Origin of the sequence: Cupriavidus pauculus (assembly GCF_008801835.1) — a bacterium.
Taxonomy (GTDB): domain Bacteria; phylum Pseudomonadota; class Gammaproteobacteria; order Burkholderiales; family Burkholderiaceae; genus Cupriavidus; species Cupriavidus pauculus.
Genome location: NZ_VZOW01000010.1, coordinates 90599 through 115387, shown reverse-complemented (window position 1 = coordinate 115387; position 24789 = coordinate 90599). Strand labels below are relative to the sequence as shown.

The 24789-nt window shown below is 61.2% G+C and carries 28 protein-coding genes and 1 tRNA gene; 7 read left to right on the top strand and 22 right to left on the bottom strand.

What is annotated here, in order from left to right; translation table 11 throughout:
• Window positions 1-2 precede the first annotated feature (2 nt).
• Window positions 3-1352 carry an MATE family efflux transporter gene (locus tag F7R19_RS13285; protein ID WP_407648858.1) on the top strand — a complete coding sequence of 450 codons (1350 nt, stop codon included), beginning with the start codon at window positions 3-5 and terminating at the stop codon, window positions 1350-1352.
• Window positions 1353-1402: 50 nt separating this feature from the next.
• Here the strand turns inward: F7R19_RS13285 and F7R19_RS13280 are convergent, their stop codons facing one another.
• A complete protein-coding gene (locus F7R19_RS13280; RefSeq protein WP_150980935.1) occupies window positions 1403-3823 on the bottom strand; it encodes a carbohydrate-binding family V/XII in 2421 nt (806 codons plus the stop codon).
• Window positions 3824-4084: 261 nt separating this feature from the next.
• Between F7R19_RS13280 and F7R19_RS13275 the strand changes: the two genes are divergently transcribed.
• Window positions 4085-5227, top strand: coding sequence for a metallophosphoesterase (locus tag F7R19_RS13275; protein WP_061953307.1), 1143 nt, complete (start codon window positions 4085-4087; stop codon window positions 5225-5227).
• A gap of 158 nt (window positions 5228-5385) precedes the next feature.
• On the opposite strand, the gene ettA is transcribed toward F7R19_RS13275, so the two are convergent.
• Window positions 5386-7053, bottom strand: a complete 1668-nt coding sequence (ettA, locus tag F7R19_RS13270; protein ID WP_061953309.1) for an energy-dependent translational throttle protein EttA — start codon at window positions 7051-7053, stop codon at window positions 5386-5388.
• Between the two features lie 139 nt (window positions 7054-7192).
• Here ettA and F7R19_RS13265 point away from each other — a divergent pair, with 139 nt between their 5' ends.
• The gene (locus F7R19_RS13265) at window positions 7193-7417 is read left to right on the top strand and encodes a hypothetical protein (RefSeq protein WP_061953311.1); all 225 of its coding nucleotides are present in this window, start codon (window positions 7193-7195) and stop codon (window positions 7415-7417) included.
• A 42-nt stretch (window positions 7418-7459) separates the two neighbouring features.
• Complete coding sequence (locus F7R19_RS13260; RefSeq protein WP_150980934.1) at window positions 7460-7957, top strand: M48 family metallopeptidase; 498 nt, start codon at window positions 7460-7462, stop codon at window positions 7955-7957.
• A gap of 19 nt (window positions 7958-7976) precedes the next feature.
• On the opposite strand, the gene F7R19_RS13255 is transcribed toward F7R19_RS13260, so the two are convergent.
• Complete coding sequence (locus F7R19_RS13255; protein ID WP_150980933.1) at window positions 7977-8870, bottom strand: endo alpha-1,4 polygalactosaminidase; 894 nt, start codon at window positions 8868-8870, stop codon at window positions 7977-7979.
• 5 nt (window positions 8871-8875) lie between these two features.
• Between F7R19_RS13255 and F7R19_RS13250 the strand changes: the two genes are divergently transcribed.
• Window positions 8876-9088 carry a hypothetical protein gene (locus F7R19_RS13250; protein ID WP_150980932.1) on the top strand — a complete coding sequence of 71 codons (213 nt, stop codon included), beginning with the start codon at window positions 8876-8878 and terminating at the stop codon, window positions 9086-9088.
• A gap of 161 nt (window positions 9089-9249) precedes the next feature.
• Here F7R19_RS13250 and F7R19_RS13245 read toward each other — a convergent pair.
• The 6 genes from F7R19_RS13245 to petA all read right to left on the bottom strand — a co-directional run bounded on the left by F7R19_RS13245 (window position 9250) and on the right by petA (window position 13603).
• Window positions 9250-9325, bottom strand: a tRNA-Thr gene (locus F7R19_RS13245).
• Window positions 9326-9376: 51 nt separating this feature from the next.
• Complete coding sequence (locus tag F7R19_RS13240; protein WP_150980931.1) at window positions 9377-9877, bottom strand: ClpXP protease specificity-enhancing factor; 501 nt, start codon at window positions 9875-9877, stop codon at window positions 9377-9379.
• Between the two features lie 27 nt (window positions 9878-9904).
• Window positions 9905-10516: a glutathione S-transferase N-terminal domain-containing protein gene (locus F7R19_RS13235; RefSeq protein WP_008643086.1), complete on the bottom strand. Its 612-nt coding sequence runs from the start codon at window positions 10514-10516 to the stop codon at window positions 9905-9907.
• Between the two features lie 282 nt (window positions 10517-10798).
• Window positions 10799-11542, bottom strand: a complete 744-nt coding sequence (locus F7R19_RS13230) for a cytochrome c1 (RefSeq protein WP_150980930.1) — start codon at window positions 11540-11542, stop codon at window positions 10799-10801.
• A gap of 37 nt (window positions 11543-11579) precedes the next feature.
• Entirely contained in the window at window positions 11580-12983 is a 1404-nt protein-coding gene (locus tag F7R19_RS13225) for a cytochrome b (protein ID WP_150980929.1), read from the bottom strand.
• Between the two features lie 2 nt (window positions 12984-12985).
• Window positions 12986-13603 carry a ubiquinol-cytochrome c reductase iron-sulfur subunit gene (petA, locus tag F7R19_RS13220; protein WP_061956423.1) on the bottom strand — a complete coding sequence of 206 codons (618 nt, stop codon included), beginning with the start codon at window positions 13601-13603 and terminating at the stop codon, window positions 12986-12988.
• Between the two features lie 231 nt (window positions 13604-13834).
• Between petA and mscL the strand changes: the two genes are divergently transcribed.
• Window positions 13835-14269 carry a large conductance mechanosensitive channel protein MscL gene (gene mscL, locus F7R19_RS13215; RefSeq protein ID WP_150980951.1) on the top strand — a complete coding sequence of 145 codons (435 nt, stop codon included), beginning with the start codon at window positions 13835-13837 and terminating at the stop codon, window positions 14267-14269.
• Between the two features lie 34 nt (window positions 14270-14303).
• On the opposite strand, the gene F7R19_RS13210 is transcribed toward mscL, so the two are convergent.
• Window positions 14304-15050 (bottom strand): Nif3-like dinuclear metal center hexameric protein, encoded by a 747-nt coding sequence (locus F7R19_RS13210; RefSeq protein WP_150980928.1) that lies wholly within the window; start codon window positions 15048-15050, stop codon window positions 14304-14306.
• Between the two features lie 20 nt (window positions 15051-15070).
• On the opposite strand from F7R19_RS13210, the gene F7R19_RS13205 reads away from it, so the two are divergent.
• Window positions 15071-16264, top strand: a complete 1194-nt coding sequence (locus F7R19_RS13205) for a Do family serine endopeptidase (RefSeq protein WP_061956429.1) — start codon at window positions 15071-15073, stop codon at window positions 16262-16264.
• 581 nt (window positions 16265-16845) lie between these two features.
• Here the strand turns inward: F7R19_RS13205 and F7R19_RS13200 are convergent.
• From F7R19_RS13200 to F7R19_RS13145, 12 genes are all read right to left on the bottom strand, one after another.
• Entirely contained in the window at window positions 16846-17988 is a 1143-nt protein-coding gene (locus F7R19_RS13200; protein ID WP_061956431.1) for a porin, read from the bottom strand.
• Window positions 17989-18243: 255 nt separating this feature from the next.
• The gene (gene tatC / locus F7R19_RS13195) at window positions 18244-19026 is read right to left on the bottom strand and encodes a twin-arginine translocase subunit TatC (RefSeq protein WP_150980927.1); all 783 of its coding nucleotides are present in this window, start codon (window positions 19024-19026) and stop codon (window positions 18244-18246) included.
• A gap of 2 nt (window positions 19027-19028) precedes the next feature.
• Complete coding sequence (tatB, locus tag F7R19_RS13190) at window positions 19029-19550, bottom strand: Sec-independent protein translocase protein TatB (protein WP_061956435.1); 522 nt, start codon at window positions 19548-19550, stop codon at window positions 19029-19031.
• Window positions 19551-19640: 90 nt separating this feature from the next.
• The gene (tatA, locus tag F7R19_RS13185; RefSeq protein ID WP_061956437.1) at window positions 19641-19877 is read right to left on the bottom strand and encodes a Sec-independent protein translocase subunit TatA; all 237 of its coding nucleotides are present in this window, start codon (window positions 19875-19877) and stop codon (window positions 19641-19643) included.
• A 161-nt stretch (window positions 19878-20038) separates the two neighbouring features.
• On the bottom strand, window positions 20039-20395 hold the full coding sequence (locus F7R19_RS13180; RefSeq protein ID WP_061956439.1) for a histidine triad nucleotide-binding protein: 357 nt from the start codon (window positions 20393-20395) through the stop codon (window positions 20039-20041).
• Between the two features lie 84 nt (window positions 20396-20479).
• Entirely contained in the window at window positions 20480-20872 is a 393-nt protein-coding gene (locus F7R19_RS13175; protein ID WP_061956441.1) for a DUF4870 family protein, read from the bottom strand.
• Window positions 20873-20927: 55 nt separating this feature from the next.
• A complete protein-coding gene (locus F7R19_RS13170) occupies window positions 20928-21305 on the bottom strand; it encodes a phosphoribosyl-ATP diphosphatase (protein WP_061956443.1) in 378 nt (125 codons plus the stop codon).
• Window positions 21302-21709, bottom strand: a complete 408-nt coding sequence (gene hisI, locus F7R19_RS13165; protein WP_061956580.1) for a phosphoribosyl-AMP cyclohydrolase — start codon at window positions 21707-21709, stop codon at window positions 21302-21304. Before hisI ends, F7R19_RS13170 begins: the two co-directional genes overlap by 4 nt.
• 2 nt (window positions 21710-21711) lie before the next feature.
• Window positions 21712-22482 carry an imidazole glycerol phosphate synthase subunit HisF gene (gene hisF / locus F7R19_RS13160; protein WP_061956445.1) on the bottom strand — a complete coding sequence of 257 codons (771 nt, stop codon included), beginning with the start codon at window positions 22480-22482 and terminating at the stop codon, window positions 21712-21714.
• Between the two features lie 61 nt (window positions 22483-22543).
• Window positions 22544-23287: a 1-(5-phosphoribosyl)-5-[(5-phosphoribosylamino)methylideneamino]imidazole-4-carboxamide isomerase gene (gene hisA, locus F7R19_RS13155; RefSeq protein ID WP_061956447.1), complete on the bottom strand. Its 744-nt coding sequence runs from the start codon at window positions 23285-23287 to the stop codon at window positions 22544-22546.
• Window positions 23288-23459: 172 nt separating this feature from the next.
• Window positions 23460-24113: an imidazole glycerol phosphate synthase subunit HisH gene (gene hisH, locus F7R19_RS13150; protein WP_061956449.1), complete on the bottom strand. Its 654-nt coding sequence runs from the start codon at window positions 24111-24113 to the stop codon at window positions 23460-23462.
• The gene (locus F7R19_RS13145; RefSeq protein WP_061956451.1) at window positions 24110-24733 is read right to left on the bottom strand and encodes a YchE family NAAT transporter; all 624 of its coding nucleotides are present in this window, start codon (window positions 24731-24733) and stop codon (window positions 24110-24112) included. Before F7R19_RS13145 ends, hisH begins: the two co-directional genes overlap by 4 nt.
• Window positions 24734-24789 lie beyond the last annotated feature (56 nt).

The following is a 24789-nucleotide window of genomic DNA, read 5'->3' as shown; positions in this document are numbered from 1 at the left end:
CGATGACCCTGGGCGGTGCCGCGACGCCGGCCGAACCGATTTCCTCCGCCGACATTGCGCGCCGCATTGCTGTGCTGGCCGCGCCGACCAGCCTGGTGGCCTTTCTCCAGGCCGGCGCGCAGTTGATCGAAACGTGGCTGGCCGCCCGTCAAGGCACGTCGGCGCTGGCCGGCTGGGCCGTGGTGCTGCCGTTTGCGCTGCTGCTGCAACAGATGTCCACCGGCGCGATGGGCGGCGGCGTGGTCTCGGCCATCGCACGCGCGCTGGGGGCCGGTAAGCGCGAAGACGCCTCTTCGCTGGTGATCCACGCGCTGATCATCGCGGTCACGGCGGGCTTGCTGTTTGCCATTGCGCTGGCCGGATTTCCGCGCGAAGTGTTCGGCGCAGTGGCCGGCGCGACGGCGGCCGAAGCGGCGGCGCAATACGCCATCTGGCTGTTCGGTGCGGGCGCGGTGCCCGCGTGGCTGGCCAATACGCTGGCGTCAGTGCTGCGCGGCGGCGGGCGTCATGCGTTGGCGGCGCGCGTGTTGGCCGGCATGTGGATCGCCTTTCCGATCGTGTCATGGTGGTTTGCCGAGCCGCTCGGCATGGGCCTGGCCGGTATCGGAGCGGGACTGGCGCTGGTGTCGTGGGGCGCGGCGCTGGCGATGGCGTGGGTGGTGATCCGCGGCGGTGCGGGGTTCGTGCCGACCCTGCGCGTCCGGCCGTCGGGTGCCCTGTTCTACCGGATCCTTTCGGTCGGACTGGTGGCGTGCGCGCTGGCGTCGGTAGCCAATCTGACGACGATTCTTGTGACCGCGCAACTGCGGCATTTCGGCACCACGGCGGTGGCCGCCTACGGCGTTTCGGCGCGTCTGGAATTCCTGATGATTCCGCTGGCCTTCGGCGTGGGATCGGCGCTGACCGCGCTGGTCGGGCGCGCGGTGGGCGCTGGCGACTGGCATACGGCGCGCCGCACCGCGTGGGTCGGGGCGCTGCTTGCGCTGCTGATCGCCGGGAGCGTGGGCGCGGCCGTCGGTCTGGCGCCGGAGCAGTTCGCACGGCTGTTCACGCGCGACGCGGAAGTCGCGGCCATTGCTGCGCGTGCGCTGTCGTGGGTCGGGCCGGCGTTTGGAGGCTTCGGCCTTGGCATGGCACTGTACTTTGCGTCGATGGGTGCCGGACGCATGCGTTGGCCGATCATCGCCGGCCTGAGCCGCATCGCGCTGGCCGCGGGCGGCGGCTGGTTGCTGGCCAATATGGCCGGAATGGGCCTGGACGGCCATTTCCTCGGCGTCGCGCTGGGCATTACGTCGTATGGCCTGATCACCGCCGTCGGCGTGCGAAAGACGGAATGGTCGGCACGCCATTGACAGGCGCAGCACGCTGACCGCGCGATGCCGGCGCAGCGCCAGGGCTGCGTCTAGCGACGGAATCCGTGGAAGTGGCCACCACCGCCAAATCGCCCGCCGGCGCCTTGCGCGAACCTGCCTTGCCACTGCTGGGCAGCAGCGTTGCCAAAGCGCTGCTGGCCCACTTCGCGCGCCTGTCGTTGCTGTTCGAGCTGGTTGTGAACTTCACTGTTCTGTTGCACAGGTTCCCAGCCGTTGCTGGTGTGCTTCTGCCATCCGCCGTCCGTGTGTTGGTAGACGTTGCCGTCGTGGCCGGCATAGACGTTACCGTTATTCCAGACCACTGCGTTGTCCTTGTTCGGATTGGCGACGAAACCGCGGCTGCCGGCGGCGTACTGTCCGGTCTGCGCGTTCCCGGCGACACCGGCTTCGGCGGCGCCAACACGACCTGTCTGCGCGTTATAGCCCGCGGCCTGACGGCCCGCGGCGTAATTGCCGGTGTATTGATTGCCGGCCACGCCGCCGCGCGTCGCGCCTTCGCGCCCGGTGGACGGATTGGCGAACGACCCCTGCCTGCCGGCCGCAAAGTTGCCGGAATAAGGATTGAATGCCGCGCCCTGGCTACCCTGGAATCGCGCGCCGGTGGTCGGGTTATAGCCGGCGCCGGCCGTGCCGCGCCATTGCGTGCCCGTCCAGCTGTTCCAGCCCTCGGCATGCGTCACCGTACCCTGTCCCCAGCGGCCATAGAAGTTGGCTGAATTGATATTGACGAAGCTTGCGCCGCCATACCAGTACGGGCCCCAGTACGGCGCTGCCGCGCCCCAGATTGCGCCCGCCGCGAAACCGAACGCAAACCCTTCGGCCACGCCGATGCCGAATCCCGCGCCGTATCCATAAGTCACGGGATAGCCGTAGTAATAGCTGCCGACGTATGGCGGATAGACGTAGCCGGTGCCATATACCACCGTGCCATCCGGGCTCACCACCACGCCCATATAGCCGGGCGTGTAGCCCACCACGACGGTCGTCGGCGTGACCGAATAGATCCGCACATAGGTGACGTAGTACAGCGGCGAACTGGGCGGGATCGTGTAGATCGCCGACGGCACCTCGGTGGCAACCTGCCACGGGCCGCCCGGCGCGCTGGCCGTGAACCAGACGCCGTTGGCGACCGCGTAATAGTGCGAGCTGTCGGTCTCGATGACCGGCGTGCCGGTATTCACGGCGTAGTGCAGCGACGTGCCCGAAATAGGTTCGAACTTTGGCGTGCCGTCGTAGGTGACCGCGATGGTCGCCTTGCTGCGTGACACCGACGCCGTCTGCGGAATGGTGGCGGCGATTTCCGCCTCGCGCGCCTGGGGTGTACCGGGCACCGACACCAGCACATTGGACTTGGGATCCTGTGGCGAGATCTTTGCGAAGTCGGCCGGCAGCTGCGAGCCGGGCACGTATTCCCACGGACCGTTCAGCATCGAGGCGCGAAACCATCGGCCCGATATCAGTACGTAGGTCTGATTGTTCGCGGGATCGACGAAGACCGCGTGGTCCGCATTCGCCATCGTCAGCAGCCCCGCGCCGCCCACCGGCTTCATCTGCGGCTCGCCCGTCGTGATGATCAGTTCGGCCGGCCGCGTCGCCATCAGCACGACCGGCGCGCGCGCCGGCTTTTTGCCATCGGCCGGCAACATGGGATCGGGCTTGGGCTGGCCAGTCGCCGCCGCGATCTTGCCGGCCGCGCCCAGCAGCGCAGCCGGCGGACTGGCGACGACTTCCCACGCCCCGCCCGCCGATTCCGATCGATACCAGTAACCGGCCGCCTGCAGCCACATCTCGTTGCTCGCGTCGCGCAACAGAAGTGCCCGGCTGTTGATGGCGCGCTGATAACTGCTGCCCTCCACGGCGCGCCAGACCGGGTCGCCGTCCACATGCACCAGAATCGTCGGCGTGGTGGCGAACAGGATCTGCGGCGCATCGTTTTTCACCGGTACGCGGTCGGCCTTCGCCAGTTGCTGGGACACCGCGTAGCTGGCCTGCAGTTCCTCGAGCGGCACGGTCAGGCCCTTTGGCGACAGGCGGGCGATCAGCGCCTGGCGAATCTTGTCGGCGGCGTCGGGGCGTGTTGGCACATCGACGCTATCGATCTGAATATCGGACAGTTGCACCAGCGAAGACGGCTTGTCGATATCTGCCTGCGCCGAGAAACGCACCACCCCGTAGGTTGGCGTCGCCTGCTTTGCGCCGATCGCCACCGCCGCGCGACCCGAGATCCGGTTGCCGTCCCACTTTTCGATTTCCGGCTGGTATAGCTCGACATGGTCGCTGGCCACATCGAAGTTGCGCGGCCAGCTTAGCGGCGCCAGCTTCTGCGCGGTGCTGGCCGCTTGGGCGTGAGCCGTGCCGATCACGAGTGCGCCGGGCGCGGCGGTCGACACCAGTACGGCCGCAATCAGCATCTGACCGATCGGGGTACGCTTCGGCTTGGGTAAGGACATGGATTCTCCGACAGGGATGGGCAGCATGCGGCACGCGTGCAACTCGACGAATCTAATTTAGTGCGATGGCGGGAACAACGCGCATCGAAAACATTCATCGGTCATAAATAAATCGGACAGATCGCACAACACGCCAATACTATGGTGTGCATCTTGCTTCGCTGGATTGGCCCGATTTCACTGAAGATGCGAATCATTCGCCCTTGAAGGCGAGCGGCAGCAACCTCACCTACACCCGAATCCGACTCTGAAACCCCCGCCATGAGTTCCAGGCGCTTAAGCCGCTCCCTGCTGTTTCCGGCCGCCATCGTCACTGCGCTGCATGTCTACATCGGCGTGCGGCTGTTGCCCGATCTGCCGGTGCCGATGGCGGTCCATGGCTTGGCCGTGCTCTGGCTGATCGCCTCCACGCTGCTGATTCCTGCCGCGCTGATGGCGCGTCGGTTGTCCACTACCTGGGCGGACGCGCTGAGCTGGATCGGCATGCTCGCGATGGGATTTTTCTCATCGCTTCTGGTGCTGACATTCTTGCGCGACATTGTCCTGCTAGTGGCGACGATTGCGGGCTGGCAGCCGAACTGGCTGCGCGCCGACAGCGCGACGACGGTGGCGCTGCTGGCAATCGCCGTTTGCGTGATCGGGTACATCAATGCGCGCAGTCTGGCCAAAGTGGTAAAGATCGACGTGCCCATCGCCAACCTGCCGGATGCATTCCACGGCTTCACGATCGCGCAGATCAGCGACATCCACGTCGGGCCCACGATCAAGCGGCCGTATCTGGAACGCATCGTCGAGCGCGTCAACAGCCTGCAGCCCGATGCGATCGCGGTGACCGGCGACCTCGTCGACGGGTCGGTGCGCGAGCTGTCGGCCCACACCGCGCCGTTCGCCCGGTTATCGGCGCGGCATGGCGCCTACGTGGTCACCGGCAACCATGAGTATTACTCGGGCGCTGAAGCATGGATCGCGGAATTGCGACGCCTGGGACTGCGCGTACTGCTGAACGAGCACGTGGTGGTGCGGCGTGGCGATGCGTCGCTAGTGCTGGGCGGTGTGACCGATTTCACCGCGGGCGGATTCATCGAGAGTCATCGCAGCGATCCGGCGCAAGCGCTGCTAGGCGCGCCGTCCGATGCCGCGGCACGCGTGCTGTTAGCGCATCAGCCGCGCACCGCCCCGGCCGCCGCTGCCGCGGGTTTCGATCTGCAGTTGTCGGGACATACGCATGGCGGACAGTTCTGGCCGTGGAATCTGTTCGTGCCAATGCAGCAGCCATATGTGCACGGGCTGAATCGACTCGAAAATCTCTGGATTTATGTGAGCCGTGGCACCGGATATTGGGGACCGCCAAAGCGATTCGGTGCGCCGTCGGAAATTACGCTGGTGCGGCTGGTAAGGGCATAACGAAAGGCGGGACGCTCGGCAAAACCGGCGCTCGTGGATGCGCCTTGCCGAAACGCCAATATGAAAAAGGGGCGAACCCCGGCGGCAACGATATTGCCTTCGGGATCGCCCCTCGCGTTTCGCTCCATGAGCGGAGCGATCGCGCTTTCAGACTGCCATCAACGCATGATCGGCTTGTAGCGGATGCGCTTCGGCTTGGCGGCCTCTTCGCCCAGACGCTTCTTCTTGTCGGCCTCATATTCCTGATAATTGCCGGGGAAGAACTCCACATGCGAATCGCCTTCGAAAGCGAGGATGTGGGTGGCAATACGGTCCAGGAACCAACGATCATGGGAAATCACCATGACGCAGCCGGCAAATTCCAGCAACGCGTCTTCCAGCGCGCGCAGCGTTTCCACATCGAGATCGTTTGACGGCTCATCAAGCAGCAGCACATTGCCGCCCGCGATCAGCGTCTTGGCCATATGCAAACGACCGCGTTCGCCGCCCGACAATGTACCGACAGTCTTTTGCTGATCGCCGCCCTTGAAATTGAAGCGGCCGATATAGGCGCGCGACGGGGTTTCGTAACGGCCGACGGTCAGGACGTCCGAGCCACCCGAGATTTCCTCGAACACGGTCTTGCTGCCGTCCAGCGCATCGCGGCTCTGGTCGACAAACGCCATCTTTACCGTGGGTCCGATCTTGATCTCGCCGCTGTCCGGTTTTTCCTTCCCAGTCAGCATCTTGAAAAAGGTCGACTTGCCGGCGCCGTTCGGGCCGATGATGCCCACAATGGCGCCCGGCGGCACCTTGAAACTCAGGTTGTCGATCAGCAGGCGATCGCCATAACCCTTGCTGACATTTTCGAACTCGATGACTTCGTTGCCGAGGCGCTCGCCGACCGGGATAAAGATTTCCTGGGTTTCGTTGCGCTTCTGGTATTCCTGGCTGTTCAGTTCGTCGAAACGCGCCAGACGAGCCTTCGATTTGGCCTGGCGGCCCTTCGGGTTTTGGCGCACCCATTCCAGCTCCTTGTTCAGGGCTTTCTGACGCGCCGATTCGCTGGCCTCTTCCTGCTTCAGGCGATTTTCCTTCTGCTCCAACCACGAGCTGTAATTGCCCTTCCACGGAATACCGTGGCCTCGGTCGAGTTCCAGAATCCATTCGGCCGCGTTGTCGAGGAAATAGCGATCATGGGTGACAGCCACCACGGTGCCGGGAAAGCGCGTCAAGAACTGTTCGAGCCAGTCGACCGATTCGGCATCGAGGTGGTTGGTCGGTTCGTCGAGCAACAGCATGTCCGGGCGCGACAGCAGCAGGCGGCACAACGCGACGCGGCGCTTTTCACCGCCGGACAGATTGCCGATCTTCGCGTCCCACGGCGGCAGGCGCAGCGCATCGGCAGCAATATCGAGCTGCAACTCGGCGTTATTGCCATCGCTGGCGGCGAGGATCGCCTCATATTTCGCCTGCTCGGCGGCCAGCGCATCGAAATCCGCATCGGGCTCGGCATACGCGGCGTAGATTTCGTCGAGTTTCTTGCGCGCTTCGAATACGCCGCCAAGCGCGGCTTCCACCGATTCGCGCACAGTCTGCTCGGGATCGAGTTGCGGCTCTTGCGGCAGATAGCCGATATTGAGGTTCGGCATCGGCGTGGCTTCGCCCTCGATCTCCTTGTCGAGACCGGCCATGATCTTCAACAGCGTGGACTTGCCCGAGCCATTCAGGCCCAGCACGCCGATCTTGGCACCGGGGAAAAAGGACAGCGAAATGTCCTTGAGAATGTGGCGCTTGGGCGGAACGATCTTGCCCACGCGGTTCATGGTGAAAACGTACTGTGCCATGGGATGCGTGTTCGGTTGGATTTCGGGGAATGGCGGCAGTGTAGCAAACCGATCGACCTGCAACGGCCCGCTGGGCACGCTTGGAGCGCGGCAAGTACAATATCGGGTTCGCATTTCCGCAGATTTTCCACCGATTCCAATGAGCAAACCCGCCCTTACCCTGAAGTTCAAGTGCAAGAAGTGCACGAAACCCGTCACCCTCTATCTGCAGAAGACGTCGGCCTGCTCGCACATCACGCCTTACCAGGGTTTCTGCAAATGCGGCGAACTGATGCGCCACGCCACTGGTGACAAGGACGCTGTGGAATCCTTCGTGAATTCGATGGATAACAGCTGGATGCATCACCATCATCACCACCACTAAATCGCTGTGACGGGCAGCTGGCAACCGGGCGTAAAAGACCCGATGCGTTTTCTGGGCGGTTATCCGTCCAATGTGCTCGACCAGGTGCGCGCCGCCATATCGGCAGGTACGCTGGGCGATCATATTGCCCGCCGCTATCCCGAGCGACACAGCGTCCAGACCGATCGCGCACTCTACGAATACACGGCCGCGATCAAGCAGGAATATCTGCGCAGCGCACCGCCATTGCACAAGGTCGGTTATGACGCGCGGCTCGACACCGCGCAGCACGCGCTGGGTCTGCACACGGCAATTTCACGCGTACAGGGCGGTAAGCTCAAGGCGAAAAAGGAAATCCGCGTAGCGTCGCTATTCAAGGAAGCGCCACCGGAATTTCTTCGCATGATCGTCGTGCATGAACTCGCGCACCTGAAAGAATCCGATCACAACAAGGCGTTCTATCGGCTTTGCGAGCATATGGAACCGCGATATCACCAACTGGAATTCGATACGCGCCTTTATCTGGCGTGGCGCGAGATGGAAAAGGCGAGCGGCAGATAGCCCACCCGCCGCCGTCCACTTAATCGCAGCTATATCGGAATTTGTCGTTCAGCGCCAACGGCAAGACCAGTGTCCGCAAGCTCAATGCCTTCGCCTTGGCACAGAGCGTCTGGCGCGTGGTCGCGTCCTTCCATTTGGTCTGATACTCGACGTTGAACACCGGCTTGCCTTGTACGGTAAATGCTGAATAACCGCTGCATTCGTTGTACTGGAAGCACTGCTCGTTGACCGCAAAATCGAAAGCCGAGGCCAGATCGGATAGTTGCGCCACGCCGTTCTTCAGACCCACCGCCAGACCACGCGCGTGTGCTTGCGTCGCCAGGAACCGGTTGTAATCGAGTTGCGTCGCTGCCGTCAGCGGGAAGCCGGGCTTGTTCGTGTAGCCATCGACATTGTCGGGATCGACGCCGTCGCACCCCTTCGATTTCGCCAGGTCCATGCGAGCCATCATCACGGCACGCACATTCGCCGAGCGCGTATCGAGCCAGCGCTCGCCAGCCCAGCCGTCCAGCGCATTGCCCATGTCGGCCGCTTTGAATTTCGAAAAATCGGGCCGCCAGTTTTCACTGCTGCCTGCCGAAAAATAGCAGACGACACGCTTGCCCTGCGCCTTCAATGCATTGATAGTGGCTTGCGGCGTATCGAATAAATCGATGTCAAAAACCGCGGCGTTGTAACTGGTATTGATCGTGCCTTGCAACTGCAATTGCCAAGTGTCGTTAACCGACGGCATCCATCGTGCCGGATCGGTTGTGCTACTCATCAGCGCGGAAGGAGAAAGCGTGGTGGCCTCCGAAACGCGCACCACCGATCCACCATCATCGTCCCCACCACCGCCACACGCGGCCAGTGTCCCGACGACAATTGCCGCAATCCAGCGCCCAATGCGCTGGCCCCCCAGTTTGCTAAGCATAGCGATTGACCCTCCTGTTTAACCCAACGAAACACCGCAATTTGACCGGTTATATCCGCACCGCGTGGCCGGTCACCGGCGCGATGGCTGCCCTTTTTGGCAAGGGTCGAAGTGGCGCAAAGCCGATTATGCGCGAGACGGCCGTCGTCGCCATGACGATGAAAAGTCACTGGTGGAAAAGCTACACCGCCGCCTCGGCCGCACCGGGCAACCATTGATCGCTTGTCTGCTGACGTGATATCGGAACGGGAAAATGTCGACTTGAGCGGGGTGCGGGTCGGCACGGGATTGCCATCGCTCCCGAATTGATGAAGTGAGGAATGATTGGCGATGCCCAAAGCAAAAAAGCCACGCGTGAGCGTGGCTTTTCACAGAAATTTGGTGCCGGCTGCAGGACTCGAACCCGCCACCTGATGATTACAAATCAACTGCTCTACCTGATGAGCTAAGCCGGCATGTTTGGTGCAGGCCGCGATTCTACTGCATGCGGCGCGCTTTGGCGATGCCTATTTGACCACCTTCAAAGACGGCTTCTTGCCGCCGATACGCGGGACGGGAGGTGGCGTGGGATCTTCGTCCGATCCCTTGTCGCCCTCGTCGGTCGAGGCTTGCGGCGACGTGTCGGCATCGACGGAGGCCAGCTTGGGCGGCGGGTTGTTTTCGCGTTCCGTGCCGGCCTGCGTTTCAGGAACACTGCGCTCCACCGGGAATGCCATACCTTGGCCATTTTCGCGCGCGTAAATGGCCAGCACGTTTTCCACGGGGACTTCGATCTTGCGGGAGACACCACCGAAGCGGGCACTGAAGGCGATCCACTCATTGCCCATATCCAGGCCGCTGGTCGCGTCAAAACTCACGTTCAGCACGATCTCGTTGTTCTTGACGAACTCTCGTGGAACGTTAGTGTTGCCGTCGACAAATACGGCGATATAGGGCGTAAAACCATTGTCCGTGCACCATTCGTAAATAGCGCGGATCAGATAGGGCTTGGTGGAAGTTTCAGACATTACGCTTGCGGTGGCGTCGGATCCGTCTTAGCGACGCATCACCTTTTCAGACGGGGTCAGTGCTTCGATATAGGCCGGGCGGCTAAAGATCCGTTCGGCGTACTTCAACAGGGGAGCCGCATTCTTCGACAGTTCGATGCCGTAATGGTCGAGACGCCACAGCAACGGAGCGATCGCGACGTCGAGCATCGAAAATTCCTCGCCCAGCATGTACTTGTTCTTGACGAAGATCGGAGCAAGCTGCGTCAGGCGGTCGCGAATCGCGGCGCGGGCGCGCTCGTGATTCTTTTCCGCGGCCTTGCCTTTTTCGTTTTCCAGCACGTACACATGGGTGAACAGTTCCTTTTCAAAGTTGAAAAGGAAGAGTCGCGCCCGAGCGCGCTGCACCGGATCGGCCGGCATCAGTTGCGGGTGCGGAAAACGCTCGTCAATATACTCGTTGATGATGTTCGATTCGTACAGGATCAGATCGCGTTCAACGAGAATCGGGACCTGGCCGTACGGGTTCATCACCGAAATATCTTCCGGCTTGTTGAACAGGTCAACGTCGCGAATCTCAAAGTCCATCCCTTTTTCAAAAAGGACGAGGCGGCAACGCTGGGAAAACGGGCAAGTGGTACCCGAATACAACACCATCATGGTTGAATTCCTTGGGTGGTAAGTGCGCCAGTTCGTAGGAACTTGACGAACTCTGCAAAGCTAGTTCGGACAGGGCAAACATTCTGCCGGATCGCCCCATCGAAAAGCAAATTAGTTACAAATAGCGGGAGGGTTGCTGACCGCTCGTCCCGCGTCACAATCGCGGAGTGGCGCACGGCAAAAGGGCCGGCGCGGTGCTGCACTGCTGCAACCGCCGCGCCGACCCTTTCCACAACATCCAGATTTGTTACAACTCCTGCGACCGAATCTTCTAAGCGAAGCTTACTTCACATCCTTCCAGTAAGCAGCATTGAGACGCCACGCGAAGATCGTAAACAGGCCGAGGAACAGCAGCACCCAAACGCCAAGCCGTTTGCGATGACTTTGGGCAGGCTCGGCCATCCAGTTCAGGTAATTGACGAGATCGGCAACGGCTTGGTCGTATTCCTGCGTGCTCATCTTGCCGGGCGTGAGTTGTTGCCATCCCGCGAACTTGTGCACCTTTTCGCCGTGTTCTTCCACTTCGGTGTACTTCGGTGCGCGCTGTCCTTGCAATTCCCATAGCACATGCGGCATGCCTACGCTCGGGAACACTAGATTGTTCCAGCCCGTCGCGCGGACATCATCGCGATAGAAGGTGCGCAGATACGTATAGAGCCAGTCATTGCTCCGGGCTCGCGCAATGACAGACAAATCTGGCGGAATTGCACCGAAAAACGCTTTCGCATCCTTCGGCGGCAGCGCAATCGCCATGGTTTCGCCAACTTTGTCGGCCGAGAACAACAGGTTCTGGCGGATCTGGTCGTCCGTCAGATCGAGGTCCTTCAACCGGTTGTAGCGCATCATCGACGCGCCATGGCAGTTCAGGCAGTAGTTGACGAACAGCTTGGCGCCACGCTGCAGCGAGGATACATCGCTTGTATCCAGCGGCGCCGGCTCCAGAGGGTAGCCTCCCTCCGAAGCCATCGCGGGCAGCGCGGCAAAGCATGCGCCGACCAGTGCGAAGATCGAAAGCAACTTTTTCATCTTGTGTCCTTGTCCTCTTGTAGGGTCGCGCGGCGTCTTAGTGCGGATGGAACGTGACACGCTCCGGCACCGGCTTGAACGTGCCGGCACGGCTCCACAGCGGCATGGTCAGGAAGAAGGCAAAGTACAGCAGCGTACCCAGCTGCGATACCTTCTCGCCAACCGGCGACGGCGGTTGCACACCCAGATAGCCCAGGATCAGGAACACCACCACGAAGACGATCAGGATCGACTTGTGGAACGATGGACGATAGCGGATCGACTTGACCGGCGAGCAGTCGAGCCAAGGCAGGAAGAACAGCACGATCACCGAGCCGCCCATCACCAGCACGCCCCAGAACTTGGCGTCGATGAAATAGAAGCCCACGGCCAGGATCACGAGCACAGCCACCGAGCCAATACGGACGCGCGCATCCTTCGTGCGCAGGAACACCATGCCAAGCACGACCGCGAAGAACAACCACAGGATCGGCAGGAAGTTCGACGTGGTGGCGCGCAGCATCGAGTAGAACGGCGTGAAGTACCACACCGGTGCGATGTGCGGCGGCGTCTTCAGCGGATCGGCCGGGAAGAAGTTGTTGGCCTCCAGGAAATACCCGCCCACTTCGGGGAAGAAGAAGATGACGGCCGAGAAAATGATCAGGAATCCGCCAACCCCGAGTAGGTCGTGCACCGAGTAGTACGGGTGGAACGGAATGCCGTCGAGCGGAACGCCGTTTTCGTCCTTCTTGGCCTTGATTTCGACGCCGTCCGGGTTGTTCGAACCGACTTCATGCAGCGCGATGATGTGCGCCACGACCAGGCCCAGCAGCACCAGCGGCACCGCAATGACGTGGAACGAGAAGAAGCGGTTCAGCGTGGCATCGCTGACCACGTAGTCACCGCGGATGAACAGCGACAGGTCCTGGCCGATCACGGGAATCGCCGAGAACAGGTTCACGATCACCTGAGCGCCCCAGTACGACATCTGGCCCCACGGCAGCAGATAGCCCATGAAGGCTTCGGCCATCAGACACAGGAAGATCAGGCAGCCGAAGATCCACACCAGCTCACGCGGCTTGCGATACGAACCGTACAGCAGCCCGCGGAACATGTGCAGGTAGACCACGACGAAAAACGCCGAGGCGCCGGTGGAATGCATGTAGCGCACCAGCCAGCCCCAGGGCACTTCGCGCATGATGAATTCCACGCTCGCGAAGGCCACCGGAATGCCGGCGGCGTTGAGAGTGCCGTCCGGTTTGTAGTTCATCACCAGGAAAATGCCGGTGACGATCTGGATCACCAGCACCAGCAGCGCAAGCGATCCGAAGAAATACCAGAAATTGAAATTCTTGGGCGCGTAGTACTTGGAGAGATGGTCTTCCCAAAGCTGCGTCGCGGGGAAGCGGGCGTCGATCCAACCCAGCAGCCCGGTAGTCTTGACTTCTTTTTCGGCCGCCATGATCACGCTTCTCCTTTCTCGTCCTTGCCGATCACGATTTTCGTGTCGGACAGGAACTGGTACGGGGGGACGTCAAGATTCTGCGGGGCAGGCTTGTTCTTGAAGACGCGGCCGGCCAGGTCGAAGGTGGAACCATGGCATGGGCACAGGAAGCCCGGATCGCCGCCGAGCTGGGGATTGGCGCCGGCCGGGAACGGACCCGATGGCGAACAGCCCAGATGGGAACAGATGCCAACCACGACAAGCAGGTCTTTGTGGTCTGCGCGGGAACGGGTTTCGTTCTTGCAGTACTCCGGCGTTTTCATCGTGAAAGGCACGTCGGAGTTTGGATCGGCCACTTCGGGATCTGTTTTCTTGAGCGAAGCCAGCATCTCGGGCGTGCGGCGCAGAATCCAGACCGGTTTGCCGCGCCACTCCACCGTCATCATCTCGCCAGGTTTCAGCGCGCCGATATCAGCCTCGACTGGCGCTCCGGCGGCCTTGGCCTTCTCCGACGGTGCAAACGTACTAACAAACGGTACCGCTACTGCTACGCCTCCTACGCCGCCCGCGACAGATGTCGCGATCAACCAATTGCGGCGACCTTTGTCCACGTTCTTCACGTTCTGCTGGTCACTCATTCCAAACCCCAGGGGATGTCATCAATTGAATCCTGCGTCAACAAAAAATTATACCTGAGGCACATCTGGCGACGATAGGCGAACTACTGATAGCCGTCGCGCCGATAATCGGTCATGGGATCGGTGTTGGGGCGTTCGAACGCGGCATCCAGACTTGCACTCGAGGTTGCGATGATGCAGTCTTACTCGAACGCAAACGTTAATCTGGAACAACAAATTGGAGAAAAGCCTATGGGAATGATGAGCGAGTTCCGAACTTTTGCCATGCGCGGCAACGTGATCGACCTGGCTGTGGGTGTCATCATCGGCGCGGCTTTTGGGAAGATCGTCGATTCGGTCGTCAATGACCTGATCATGCCGGTGGTGGGGCGCGTGGTAGGCAAATTGGATTTTTCCAACATGTTCATCGCGCTGGCGGAACCTCCGCCGAATGTCCCCCACACGCTTGACGCGCTGAAAAAAGCCGGTGTACCGGTGTTTGCCTACGGCAACTTCCTGACTATCGCGGTCAATTTCGTCATCCTGGCTTTCATCATCTTCTTGATGGTTCGCGGCTTCAACAAGATGCGGGCCAAACACGAGGCAGCCCCCGCGCCGGCGGAAACGCCAGAGGACATCAAGCTGCTGCGTGAAATCCGCGACAGCCTGCAGGCGCCGCGCGCCTGATTTTTGCGGTTCTCGCCGAAGACCCGGACCCGGTTCAGACCGGGTTCGGAATATCGATGAACGTGTGGCGCAGGCCGAAGCGCTGCGACAAATGCTCCCCCACTGCGCGAATGCCATAGCGCTCGGTAGCGTGATGGCCCGCCGCGATATACGCCACGCCGCTCTCGCGCGCCAGGTGGGTGGTCGGTTCGGACACTTCGCCGCTCAAATATACGTCCACGCCCGCTGCCACAGCCGCGGCAAAATATCCCTGCGCGCCGCCCGTACACCAGGCGATCGACCGCACCGTCTGGTCCGGATCGCCAATCGCCAACGGCTCGCGATCCAGAACCCCACCGACGTGCGCGGCAAACGCGCTCAACGGCATCGGCTGGGGCAGCGTCCCGGTCCATCCCAATTGATCGTCGCTAAAGCGGCCGTTCGGCGCGATGCCGAGCTGTAGGCCAAGCTGGGCGTTGTTGCCCAGTTCGGGGTGCGCATCGAGCGGCAGGTGAAATGCCAGCAAATTGATATCGGCGGCAAGCAACTTTTTCAGCCGCGCATGCTTTTGTCCGATAACGCGGGCGTCCTCGTTTTTCCAGAAATATCCGTGGTGAACGAGGATGGCGTCGGCCCCCGCATCGATCGCTGCGTCGATTAACGCCAGGCTGGCGGTTACGCCGGTGACGATATGCTCGATTTCCACGCGGCCTTGCACTTGGAGTCCGTTCGGGCAATAGTCCTTGAAACGGGAAACCTCCAACAGGTCGTTCAAGTACAATTCAAGCTCTTTTGTTTTCATTTTCTGCTCAAAACTCCAATATGTTGCGCCGCTTTTGGCTGTTCTTCGCTCAGGCTGTCACGGTTGTGCTAGCCGTGTGGTTCGTGGTGGCTACGCTCAAACCCGAGTGGCTACAGCGCGGGCGGGTGGCCGTGCAATCCGGGTCTCCCATCGTCGCACTGAAAGAAGTCGTGCCAAGTGTGGCGGGGTCGGCTGCGCAGGGGTCGTATAGCGACGCCGCCAAGGAGGCCATGCCCGCGGTGGTCAATATCTTCACCAGCAAGAACGGGGCAAAGCGCTCGCCCAATCCGCAGGCTGAGGATCCATGGTTCCGGTTCTTCTTTGGCGACCGGCTTCCGGAGCGCCAGGAACCGGTTTCCAGCCTGGGCTCAGGGGTGATCGTCAGCGCCGAAGGTTACATTCTAACCAACCACCATGTCGTGGATGGCGCAGACGAAATCGAGGTGGCGCTCACCGACGGCCGGAAGGCTAACGCCAAGGTAGTGGGCTCCGACCCGGAGACCGATCTGGCCGTTCTCAAGATTTCGCTCAAGGATCTGCCTGCGATCACGCTGGGTCGCATCGAGAACGTGAAGGTTGGCGACGTGGTGCTGGCCATCGGCAATCCGTTCGGCGTTGGACAAACCGTGACGATGGGCATTGTTTCCGCGCTGGGGCGCAGCCATCTTGGCATCAACACGTTCGAAAACTTCATCCAGACCGATGCGGCGATCAACCCCGGCAATTCGGGTGGTGCGCTGGTGGACGCCCAAGGCAATCTGCTGGGCATCAACACCGCGATCTACTCGCGTTCCGGGGGATCACTGGGCATTGGTTTCGCGATTCCGGTGTCGACCGCAAAGCAGGTGATGGAATCGATCATCTCGACTGGTAGCGTCACGCGCGGCTGGATCGGCGTGGAGCCACAGGATCTCACCCCTGAAATCGCGGAATCGTTTGGCTTGGATGCGAAGGAAGGCGCGCTGATTGCCGCCGTGGTCCAGGGTGGGCCTGCCGACAAGGCAGGAGTGAAGCCGGGTGACGTGCTGGTATCGGTCGACAATCAACCGATCACGGATACGACAGCACTGCTCAATGCCATTGCGCAACTGAAGCCTGGCGCCGAGATCAAGATGAAGGTGATCCGCAGAGGCAAGCCGGCCGATCTGGCGGTCACCATCGGCAAGCGCCCGCCGCCACCGCGGCGCGCGATGCCGCTGGATGAAGAAGAGTAAAGATCGTGGCTGCACAGCCACTGTAGCTCGACCGATGACAGGTCGGCCAATGACAAACCCTCGTCAGCAATGACGGGGGTTTTTTGTTTGGCCGCGCGAGAATGATGGCATCCGCGGCAAATTTGCGGCAGGACTGCAAACCGAATGGGCATACAGGGCGATTTCCGGCGCGGTCCGCAAAGGTCAACACGCAGCCTGAAGTGGTCCCTCGATGGGGATTTGGCTACCGATGGCGAAATGGCTTGCCTCGGCCACCAGTGGCCGCGATACATATGTGGATCGGCGCCCCCCTTTTTCCTATGCCGGGGCGCCATTCAGTGCCAATCGGGTGACGCCAAGCGTGCCGGCCCTTTCCCAGACGCATGGTGAGCTCGGCAAGCTGATGCTCTACGGACGCGGCCGATGGTGCCGACCTGACAGGCTCGGGCGACTCACACGAAGATAGCCGGACACGATATCGACTTCTACGACACGCGAGGCCGACACTTAAAAGCCCGCGCACAAAAGAAAACGCCGGCATCCTTTCGGAAGCCGGCGTTTCCATCAAGCCGAATCTGAAGCGGGCTTACACCCGCGTCAAATTAGAACTTGTGGCGAACACCAACCACAGCGCCGAACTGGTTGGCCGAACCGTTGGTCGCGCCGAAGCCCGAACCAGCAGCGCCCGTGCCCGACAGGCCCAGGGTCGAACCATCCTTGTTCTTCGTGTAAGCCACGTTGAAGTATGCGTCGGTACGCTTCGAGAAAGCGTAGTCCGTCGACACCACGAAGCTCCACGGATCAGCACCGGTGTTGCGGAAGTCTTGGTAGTAAGCTGCGCCGGTCAGCGACAGAGCCGGGGTCAGCTGGTAACCCAGACCCAGCCAGTACAGGTTCGACACGTTGGCAGCAACCGTACCGTTTGCCAGCGTACCGCCCGGCAGACGTGCGTTGTCCAGGGCGTGAGCGTAACGGTAGCCAGCGAAGACCTTGGCCGGACCGAAAGCGTACGTACCAGCCAGCGAAGCGCGTTGGATCTTGGCGCGGGTCGAGTCAACACCAGCGATAGCCGGGTTGCCCAGGTTCGTTTCGTCAAAGATTGCGCCGATCGAGAACGGGCCGCCGTTGTAAACCACGCTGGCGCTGTACTCACGGCCGGTCTTGTACGAACCCGGAACTTCGCCGCTGATACCTTGGTAGGCGCTGGCCGTACCAACAGTGTTGGCACCGGTGCTGTACAGCAGCGAGGTGGTCAGGCCACCGAACGTGCCGATGTACTTGACCGAGTTGTCAGCACGCGACTGGAACTCGGTGCCTTGCGACGTGATCGAGTAGTTCGACGAGATGGCCATCGGGTCGAAGGCCAGACCGAAGTCATAGAACGGCGTTTGGTGGCGACCCAGGGTCAGGGTACCGAACTGGCTTTGCACACCCACGAAGGCTTGACGGCCGAACAGACGGTTGCTTTGACCCGACACGCCGGTGTCAACGCTGAAACCGCTTTCCAGGACGAACACGCCCTTCAGGCCGCCGCCCAGGTCTTCCACGCCACGCAGGCCCCAACGGCTGCCCGACATGTTGCCCGAGTTCAGACGCACCACGTCGTGGCTGCCCGACACGCCCGGCTGATGGTTTTGGTATTCGACACCAGCGTCAACCACACCGTACAGGGTCACGCTCGACTGGGCATAGGCACCGCCGGCGGCCAGAGCGGCAACGGCAGCTGCAAACAGTTTCATCTTCATATCGACACTTTCCTTGTCAACTGATTGGGAAATCTTGGTTGCCCAAGTGCTTGGGCGACGCATTAACCTTCACGTCTGCGTCGTATTATGTGTCACCCCCCCGGCGCGTCAGAAGTCTTTTTCGCCGTAAACTCGGTTTACCGACCGATCTTGTTGTGATGAAGCAACAGCAATCGGGGGGATTTTCACTACTTTGGTGCAAAACCCGACATTCAGACCCGCGGGATACAGGCCGTTAACATCTTCCGATGCAACTTAATCGGCCTGAGCTTCGCCTTCTGCGGCCGCATGGAGGGGCTGTTTTGTCACAAAGCGCGCCATCAGCAACCCGAGCTCGTATAACGCGATCAAAGGTACAGCCAGCAACAGTTGCGACATCACATCAGGCGGTGTGACGACAGCGGCGATCACAAATGCGCCGACGATCACGTACGGGCGGATCTGCTTGAGCTTCTCCAGTTCCACCACGCCAAACTTCACCAGCACGATAACCACCACCGGTACTTCGAAGGTGATGCCGAAGGCCAGGAAGGTGGTCATTGCAAAGCTCAGGTACTTGTCGATGTCGGTCGACATCTCGGCGCCGAGCGGTGCGTTGTAGTGCGCCATGAAATGGAACACCGTCGGAAACACCAGAAAATATGCGAACGCCACGCCGCAGAGGAAAAGGAAATAGCTGCTGCTCACCAGCGGCAGAATCAGCTTCTTTTCGTGTTGATACAGGCCCGGCGCAACAAAACGCCAGATCTGGTAAAGCACCCAAGGCAACGCGATCAAAAAGGCAACAAGCATCGTCACCTTCATCGGCACAAAGAACGAGCCGGTGACATCGGTGACGATCATGCGCCCATTCTTTGGCAGCGACCGGGTAAGCGGCGCCGAGAACAGTTTGAAAATCTCCGCGGCCCAGTAAACCAGGCCGAGAAAGACGATGACGACCCCTGCCACCGCCTTGACCAGCCGCTCACGCAGTTCGATCAGATGGGAGATGAAGGTTTCCTGCTGGGATTCGTCGTTAGGATCTGGAGTGCCCGACATGCTTACTCGAAGAAGGATCGGTTACGGCCGCTGGCCGGGCGATGACGCTTGACGCGGGCCGCGCCGGACTGCACCCAGACGCGCGTGTTCTGTTGGCGCTTGAACCAGATCGGCCTTGCGCCCTGTTTCACGCGCCAGCTCTTGCGCCCGTTGCGCGTCTTGTGCGCGCTATCCCAGCTCGGGACATATCCGGCCGAGACGTCGGTGCCACTGGACCCCGCCGCGTCCGCGCGCGAGTCGGTTCCGCCCAGCGCGTCGTTCAGCGCCTGCGAGTGCTCGCTGACTTCCTTGTGGATCGTCTGCTCCACATCGCGCGCGGCGGTCTCGAATTCGGTGCGCATCTTGCGCAGTTCTTCAAGTTCCACCTCGCGGCTCACTTCGGCCTTCACATCGTTGATATAGCGCTGCGCGCGGCCGACCAGTGCGCCAACCGTACGCGCAACTTTCGGCAAACGCTCAGGGCCGATCACGATCAGCGCAACGGCGCCGATCAGTGCCAGCTTGGAAATGCCGAGATCGATCATGCGGACATCGGAACAGGGAAACGGGGCAGGCAAGCCGCGTCATGCGCGGCCGCCGGGAGGATGACTGACAAGCCAAAAGTCGCCGACAGCTTATTGCTGACGGGACTTCTCCTTGGCTTCGACGTCGATCGTGGTGGAATCGCGCAGTTCCTTGGCCGGTGCGGCCTGACCGCCCGCTTCTTCGGCGTTGCCTTCCTTCATGCCGTCCTTGAAGCCTTTCACCGCGCCGCCCAGATCCTGGCCGATATTGCGCAGCTTCTTGGTACCGAAGACGAGCATGACGATCACCAGCACGATCAGCCAGTGCCAAATGCTTAACGAACCCATTTCTTGCTCCTGATAAAGCCGCGGGCGTCGGAAACTTACCGCCCGGCCCCGTAGTTCCGTCCATCGAAAGTTGCGGCGGGCGACGGTGGCCGACGCAACAACCGGCAGGGCCATTTTTCTGGCCCGACCTGACTCATGCCCTGGCTGTCCTGCAAAAATTCTCAGAACGCCGGTGATTTCCACTGATCGCGCGGACCGCCGAGTACATGCAAATGGAGGTGGAACACTTCCTGTCCGCCGTCCGTGCCGGTGTTGATCACCGTCCGGAAGCCATTGTTGCAGCCGGCAAGGCGCGCCAGTTCTGGCACCTTGAGCATCATTCTAGCAAGCACATCCGCGTCGCCGGCGCTGCAGTCTGCCAGCGAATCGACATGCGATTTCGGAATAACCAGAAAGTGTACCGGCGCTTTGGGATGAATGTCGTGAAAAGCCAGCAGCTCGTCGTCCTCATACAGCTTGTTGGACGGGATCTGGCCGGCCACGATCTTGCAGAAGATGCAATTGTCCTGGGATTTCATGAAGTTTTTGTTGCAGCGTGTCGGTGCGTTCGTACTTGCGTGGCGCACCACCCGGCATTACCGCGCACGGAATTCCCGCTCGTCTCAGAATTGCTCGCCCGGATACATCGGCTTGCGGTCGTTCAGATAGAGCCAACCCTTGACGATACGATACAGCATCCAAAGTGACAACACGCTCCACAGGCCGATCGCGACCGGGAAAAGCAACACCGTCAAGAACATGCAACCGCCCACCGCAAACCACAGGATCGACCACCAGAAGGTACGGATCTGCCAAGCAAAATGCGACGCATACAACGTGCCGCGCGTATCGTCCCGCTTCACATAGTTGACGATGATTGCGATCAGCGCCGTGATACCGCCCGTAACCCAGTGAATCGCGTAGAGCGCATAGAGGATGTGGGTGAGCTTGCGCAGCCCATCGAGCTTGTCGCTGTCCGCAGTCGTCGTAACTTGCGAGGTGTAGTCCGTCGCCATCGTGCCCTCCAGCGTTGCGCCGTGCCCGGACCAGTTCCGGGCGGCATGCGTAATGCTACTCCTTGCGGCCAGCCTTCTCTGCCAAGCCAGACATTCCCTCGCGGCGCGCCAGTTCGTTGACGACATCTGCCGGCGAAAGGCCAAAGCGGGCCAGCAAGATCATGGTGTGAAACCACAGGTCGGCCACCTCGTACACAACTTTGCCCACCGCCTGCCCGTCAAGGTTTGCCGCGCGGGCATCCTTGGCGGCCATCACGGTCTCGGTGGCTTCCTCGCCGATCTTCTTGAGGATGGCGTCGTCGCCTTTCTTGAACAGCTTGGCGACATATGACGTTTCCGGATCGCCGCCATTTTCGGGCTTGCGCGACTCCAGTGTCGCAGCGACGCGCGCCAGCACGTCGGCCAGGTCGGCCTGGGATGTTTGCTGCGTCATGATTTTGCGGCGTAGATCGTCGACGGGTCCTTGAGCACCGGCTCGACCGTCTGCCAGTCGCCCGATTCCACATCGCCTTCGAACTTCTGGAAAAAGCACGAATGCCGGCCGGTATGGCAGGCGATGCTGTCGACCTGCGTGACCTTGAGCAGTACAACGTCTTCGTCGCAATCCAGGCGGATTTCATGCACCTTTTGCACGTGGCCGGATTCTTCGCCCTTGTGCCACAGCCGTTTGCGCGAGCGGGACCAGAACACGGCCTCGCCCAGCTCCACGGTGCGCTGCAGCGCCTCGCGGTTCATGAACGCAAACATCAGCACATCGTTCGAGCCCGTCTCCTGGACGATCACCGGCACCAGACCGTTATCGTCCCACTTCACCTTGTTCAACCACTTCTTTGCCATGATCACATCCGGACGGGTATGCCCTCGCGGGCCATGAATGCCTTTGCTTCGCCAACCGTGTGCTGGCCGTAGTGGAAAATGCTCGCGGCCAGGACCGCATCGGCATGCCCCAGGCGAATGCCATCGGCCAGATCCTGCAAGCCCCCTACGCCGCCCGATGCAATGACCGGCACCGGCACGGCATCGCTGACAGCGCGCGTCAGCTCCAGGTCGAAGCCGCTTTTCGTGCCGTCCCGGTCCATGCTGGTGAGCAGGATTTCCCCCGCGCCGCGCCGCGCCATTTCGCGCGCCCATTCGACGGCGTCCAGGCCGGTCGCCTTGCGGCCGCCATGGGTGAACACTTCCCAGCGCGGCGGCTCGCCCGGCGCCGAACTGCGCTTGGCGTCGATCGCCACGACGATGCACTGGGAGCCATACTTGCCGGTGGCGTCCGACACCAGTTGCGGATTGGCGATGGCCGACGAATTGACGCTGATCTTGTCGGCGCCGGCATTGAGCAGCCGCCGCACGTCCTCGACGGCGCGCACGCCGCCGCCAACCGTCAGCGGAATGAACACCTGCGAGGCAACGGATTCGATGATATGGAGGATCAGGTCGCGACCGTCGCTGGTAGCGGTGATGTCCAGGAATGTGATTTCATCGGCGCCCTGCTCATCATAACGACGCGCGATCTCCACGGGATCGCCCGCATCGCGCAGCTCGACGAAATTGACGCCCTTGACCACCCGCCCGTTGGTCACGTCCAGGCAGGGGATGATACGTTTGGCTAGCATGAGGTTCCTTGCCTGCCGCCTCCCGCCCGGGTGCGGCTGGTTATGGCGCGGCGTCCGGCGGTTACTCGGCGCCCAGCTTGTCCGCGCGCGCCTGGGCGTCCGCGAAGTTCAGGTCGCCCGAATAAATTGCGCGGCCGCAAATCACGCCTTCCACACCTTCGCGCTCCACGGCGCAGAGCTGGTCGATATCGGCCAGATTGGACAAGCCGCCGCTGGCGATCACCGGAATCGACATCGACTGGGCCAGTTTCACCGTCGCATCGATGTTGATGCCCTGGAGCATCCCGTCGCGTCCGATGTCGGTGTAGATGATGGCTTCGACGCCGTAATCCTCGTACTTGCGTGCCAGATCCGCCACTTCGTGGCCGGTGAGCTTGCTCCAGCCGTCGGTGGCAACCTTGCCGTCCTTGGCGTCGAGGCCAACGATGATGTGGCCGCCGAACGCCGAGCAGGCATCCTTGAGGAAGCCCGGATTCTTGACGGCGGCCGTGCCGATGATCACGTACGACAAACCGTCGTCGAGCCAGCGCTCGATCGTGTTCAGGTCCCGGATGCCGCCGCCAAGCTGCACGGGGATCTCGTCGCCCACTTCGGCGATGATCGACTTGATGGCCGCCTCATTGCGCGGCTTGCCAACGAATGCGCCGTTCAGGTCGACCAGATGCAGGCGACGCGCGCCCTGATCGACCCAGTGACGTGCCATGGCGGCGGGATCTTCGGAAAAGACGGTGGCCTGGTCCATGTCGCCTTGTTTGAGGCGTACACACTGACCGTCCTTCAGGTCGATGGCCGGAATGAGCAACATAGCGTAACGAGCGTGGTGGTTGTGTAAAAAAGAAAAAGGCAGCGATGCCGACGCGAGGCGCCGGCGTTCAGGTCATTCGTGTCAGATTTGCAGTGCGCAGTCTGGTCGGTGGCTCTGAGGGAATCGCTGGACAGTCATTGTGGCGCTTCTGGTAACAGGTGCTTCGGACGCTTTACGGATTCCAGTGCACGAAATTCCGGTATAGCTGCAAACCCATCTTGGCGCTCTTCTCCGGGTGGAACTGCGTGGCGAAAATATTATCGCGTGCCACCGCACTGGTAAACACGACGCCATAATCGGTTTCGCCGACAACATGGGCCCGGTTCTGCGCATGCACATAATAGCTGTGCACAAAATAAAACCAACTATCGTCCGGAATGCCGTTCCACAGCGGATGCTCCACCGCCTGGCGCACGCGGTTCCATCCCATCTGCGGCACCTTGAAGCGCGAGCCATCGGGCTGCGTCATCCCGTCCAGTTCGAAGCGGATCACCTCGCCAGGCAGCAGCGCCAGGGCGGGCGTGGCGTCCGAACCAGCGCGAGCTTCGCGGCTACGCTCGAACAACATCTGTTCGCCAACGCACACACCCAGCATCGGCTTGGTTGCCGCGGCTTCCAGCACAGCCTGCTGCAACCCCGATTCGCCCAGCGCGCCCATGCAGTCCGGCATCGCACCCTGGCCCGGCAGCACCACGCGGTCCGCCGCGCGAATGCCTTCCGGCCGGTCTACGACCTGGACGTCCGCTTCCGGCGCCGCGGCGCGCAGCGCCTGCGCCACCGAGCGCAGGTTGCCCATGCCGTAATCCACAATTGCTATGGTAGTCATGATTTCAAAACAGGCAACAATGTCTTCAGCCCGTCAACAATGAATTCGACGGCCAGCGCCGACAGGATCAGTCCCATCAGACGCGTGCCGATATTGATCCCGGTCCGGCCAATCACCCGCGCGATGGGATCCGCCGCGCGGAACGTTCCGTACACCACCAGGCCCAGCAGCATCCCAATTCCCACCAGTATCAACAGCTCATACCAGTGGTGGGTCTTTCCCGCATAGACGATCACCGTACTGATCGACCCCGGCCCGGTCAGCAACGGCAGCGCCAGCGGCACCACCGCCACGCTGGTCTTTGCCTCGGCCTCGTCCTCTTCCTCGGGCGTGGCTTTGGTGCGGCCAGTCTGGGCGTTCAGCATGTTCATCGCCATCATGATCATGATGAGACCGCCCCCCACCTGCAGCGACGCCACCGAGATATTGAAGAACTCGATGATCTGCTGCCCCAGCAATGCCGACAATCCCACCACGATCGCCACGGCGATGGACGCAGTCTTGATCGTCCGCAGTTTCTCGTCTTCAGTCTGCTGCGTGGTCAGACTGATAAAGAACGGAATGGCACCGATCGGATTGATCAGCGCCAGCAGCGAGATGAAAGACTTGAGCGTATCCATCGGATGCGGGAGTGTCGGTGGTCAGGAGCGTCGCCGCAACCAGCCGGCTCGCCTGC

Excerpts from the sequence above, each read along its gene's own strand:
- F7R19_RS13285 (WP_407648858.1), top strand. The coding sequence starts at position 3 with ATGACCCTGGGCGGTGCCGCGACGCCGGCCGAACCGATTTCCTCCGCC.
- F7R19_RS13280 (WP_150980935.1), bottom strand. The coding sequence starts at position 3,823 with ATGTCCTTACCCAAGCCGAAGCGTACCCCGATCGGTCAGATGCTGATT.
- F7R19_RS13275 (WP_061953307.1), top strand. The coding sequence starts at position 4,085 with ATGAGTTCCAGGCGCTTAAGCCGCTCCCTGCTGTTTCCGGCCGCCATC.
- ettA (WP_061953309.1), bottom strand. The coding sequence starts at position 7,053 with ATGGCACAGTACGTTTTCACCATGAACCGCGTGGGCAAGATCGTTCCG.
- F7R19_RS13265 (WP_061953311.1), top strand. The coding sequence starts at position 7,193 with ATGAGCAAACCCGCCCTTACCCTGAAGTTCAAGTGCAAGAAGTGCACG.
- F7R19_RS13260 (WP_150980934.1), top strand. The coding sequence starts at position 7,460 with ATGCGTTTTCTGGGCGGTTATCCGTCCAATGTGCTCGACCAGGTGCGC.
- F7R19_RS13255 (WP_150980933.1), bottom strand. The coding sequence starts at position 8,870 with ATGCTTAGCAAACTGGGGGGCCAGCGCATTGGGCGCTGGATTGCGGCA.
- F7R19_RS13240 (WP_150980931.1), bottom strand. The coding sequence starts at position 9,877 with ATGTCTGAAACTTCCACCAAGCCCTATCTGATCCGCGCTATTTACGAA.
- F7R19_RS13235 (WP_008643086.1), bottom strand. The coding sequence starts at position 10,516 with ATGATGGTGTTGTATTCGGGTACCACTTGCCCGTTTTCCCAGCGTTGC.
- F7R19_RS13230 (WP_150980930.1), bottom strand. The coding sequence starts at position 11,542 with ATGAAAAAGTTGCTTTCGATCTTCGCACTGGTCGGCGCATGCTTTGCC.
- F7R19_RS13225 (WP_150980929.1), bottom strand. The coding sequence starts at position 12,983 with ATGGCGGCCGAAAAAGAAGTCAAGACTACCGGGCTGCTGGGTTGGATC.
- petA (WP_061956423.1), bottom strand. The coding sequence starts at position 13,603 with ATGAGTGACCAGCAGAACGTGAAGAACGTGGACAAAGGTCGCCGCAAT.
- mscL (WP_150980951.1), top strand. The coding sequence starts at position 13,835 with ATGGGAATGATGAGCGAGTTCCGAACTTTTGCCATGCGCGGCAACGTG.
- F7R19_RS13210 (WP_150980928.1), bottom strand. The coding sequence starts at position 15,050 with ATGAAAACAAAAGAGCTTGAATTGTACTTGAACGACCTGTTGGAGGTT.
- F7R19_RS13205 (WP_061956429.1), top strand. The coding sequence starts at position 15,071 with ATGTTGCGCCGCTTTTGGCTGTTCTTCGCTCAGGCTGTCACGGTTGTG.
- F7R19_RS13200 (WP_061956431.1), bottom strand. The coding sequence starts at position 17,988 with ATGAAGATGAAACTGTTTGCAGCTGCCGTTGCCGCTCTGGCCGCCGGC.
- tatC (WP_150980927.1), bottom strand. The coding sequence starts at position 19,026 with ATGTCGGGCACTCCAGATCCTAACGACGAATCCCAGCAGGAAACCTTC.
- tatB (WP_061956435.1), bottom strand. The coding sequence starts at position 19,550 with ATGATCGATCTCGGCATTTCCAAGCTGGCACTGATCGGCGCCGTTGCG.
- tatA (WP_061956437.1), bottom strand. The coding sequence starts at position 19,877 with ATGGGTTCGTTAAGCATTTGGCACTGGCTGATCGTGCTGGTGATCGTC.
- F7R19_RS13180 (WP_061956439.1), bottom strand. The coding sequence starts at position 20,395 with ATGAAATCCCAGGACAATTGCATCTTCTGCAAGATCGTGGCCGGCCAG.
- F7R19_RS13175 (WP_061956441.1), bottom strand. The coding sequence starts at position 20,872 with ATGGCGACGGACTACACCTCGCAAGTTACGACGACTGCGGACAGCGAC.
- F7R19_RS13170 (WP_061956443.1), bottom strand. The coding sequence starts at position 21,305 with ATGACGCAGCAAACATCCCAGGCCGACCTGGCCGACGTGCTGGCGCGC.
- hisI (WP_061956580.1), bottom strand. The coding sequence starts at position 21,709 with ATGGCAAAGAAGTGGTTGAACAAGGTGAAGTGGGACGATAACGGTCTG.
- hisF (WP_061956445.1), bottom strand. The coding sequence starts at position 22,482 with ATGCTAGCCAAACGTATCATCCCCTGCCTGGACGTGACCAACGGGCGG.
- hisA (WP_061956447.1), bottom strand. The coding sequence starts at position 23,287 with ATGTTGCTCATTCCGGCCATCGACCTGAAGGACGGTCAGTGTGTACGC.
- hisH (WP_061956449.1), bottom strand. The coding sequence starts at position 24,113 with ATGACTACCATAGCAATTGTGGATTACGGCATGGGCAACCTGCGCTCG.
- F7R19_RS13145 (WP_061956451.1), bottom strand. The coding sequence starts at position 24,733 with ATGGATACGCTCAAGTCTTTCATCTCGCTGCTGGCGCTGATCAATCCG.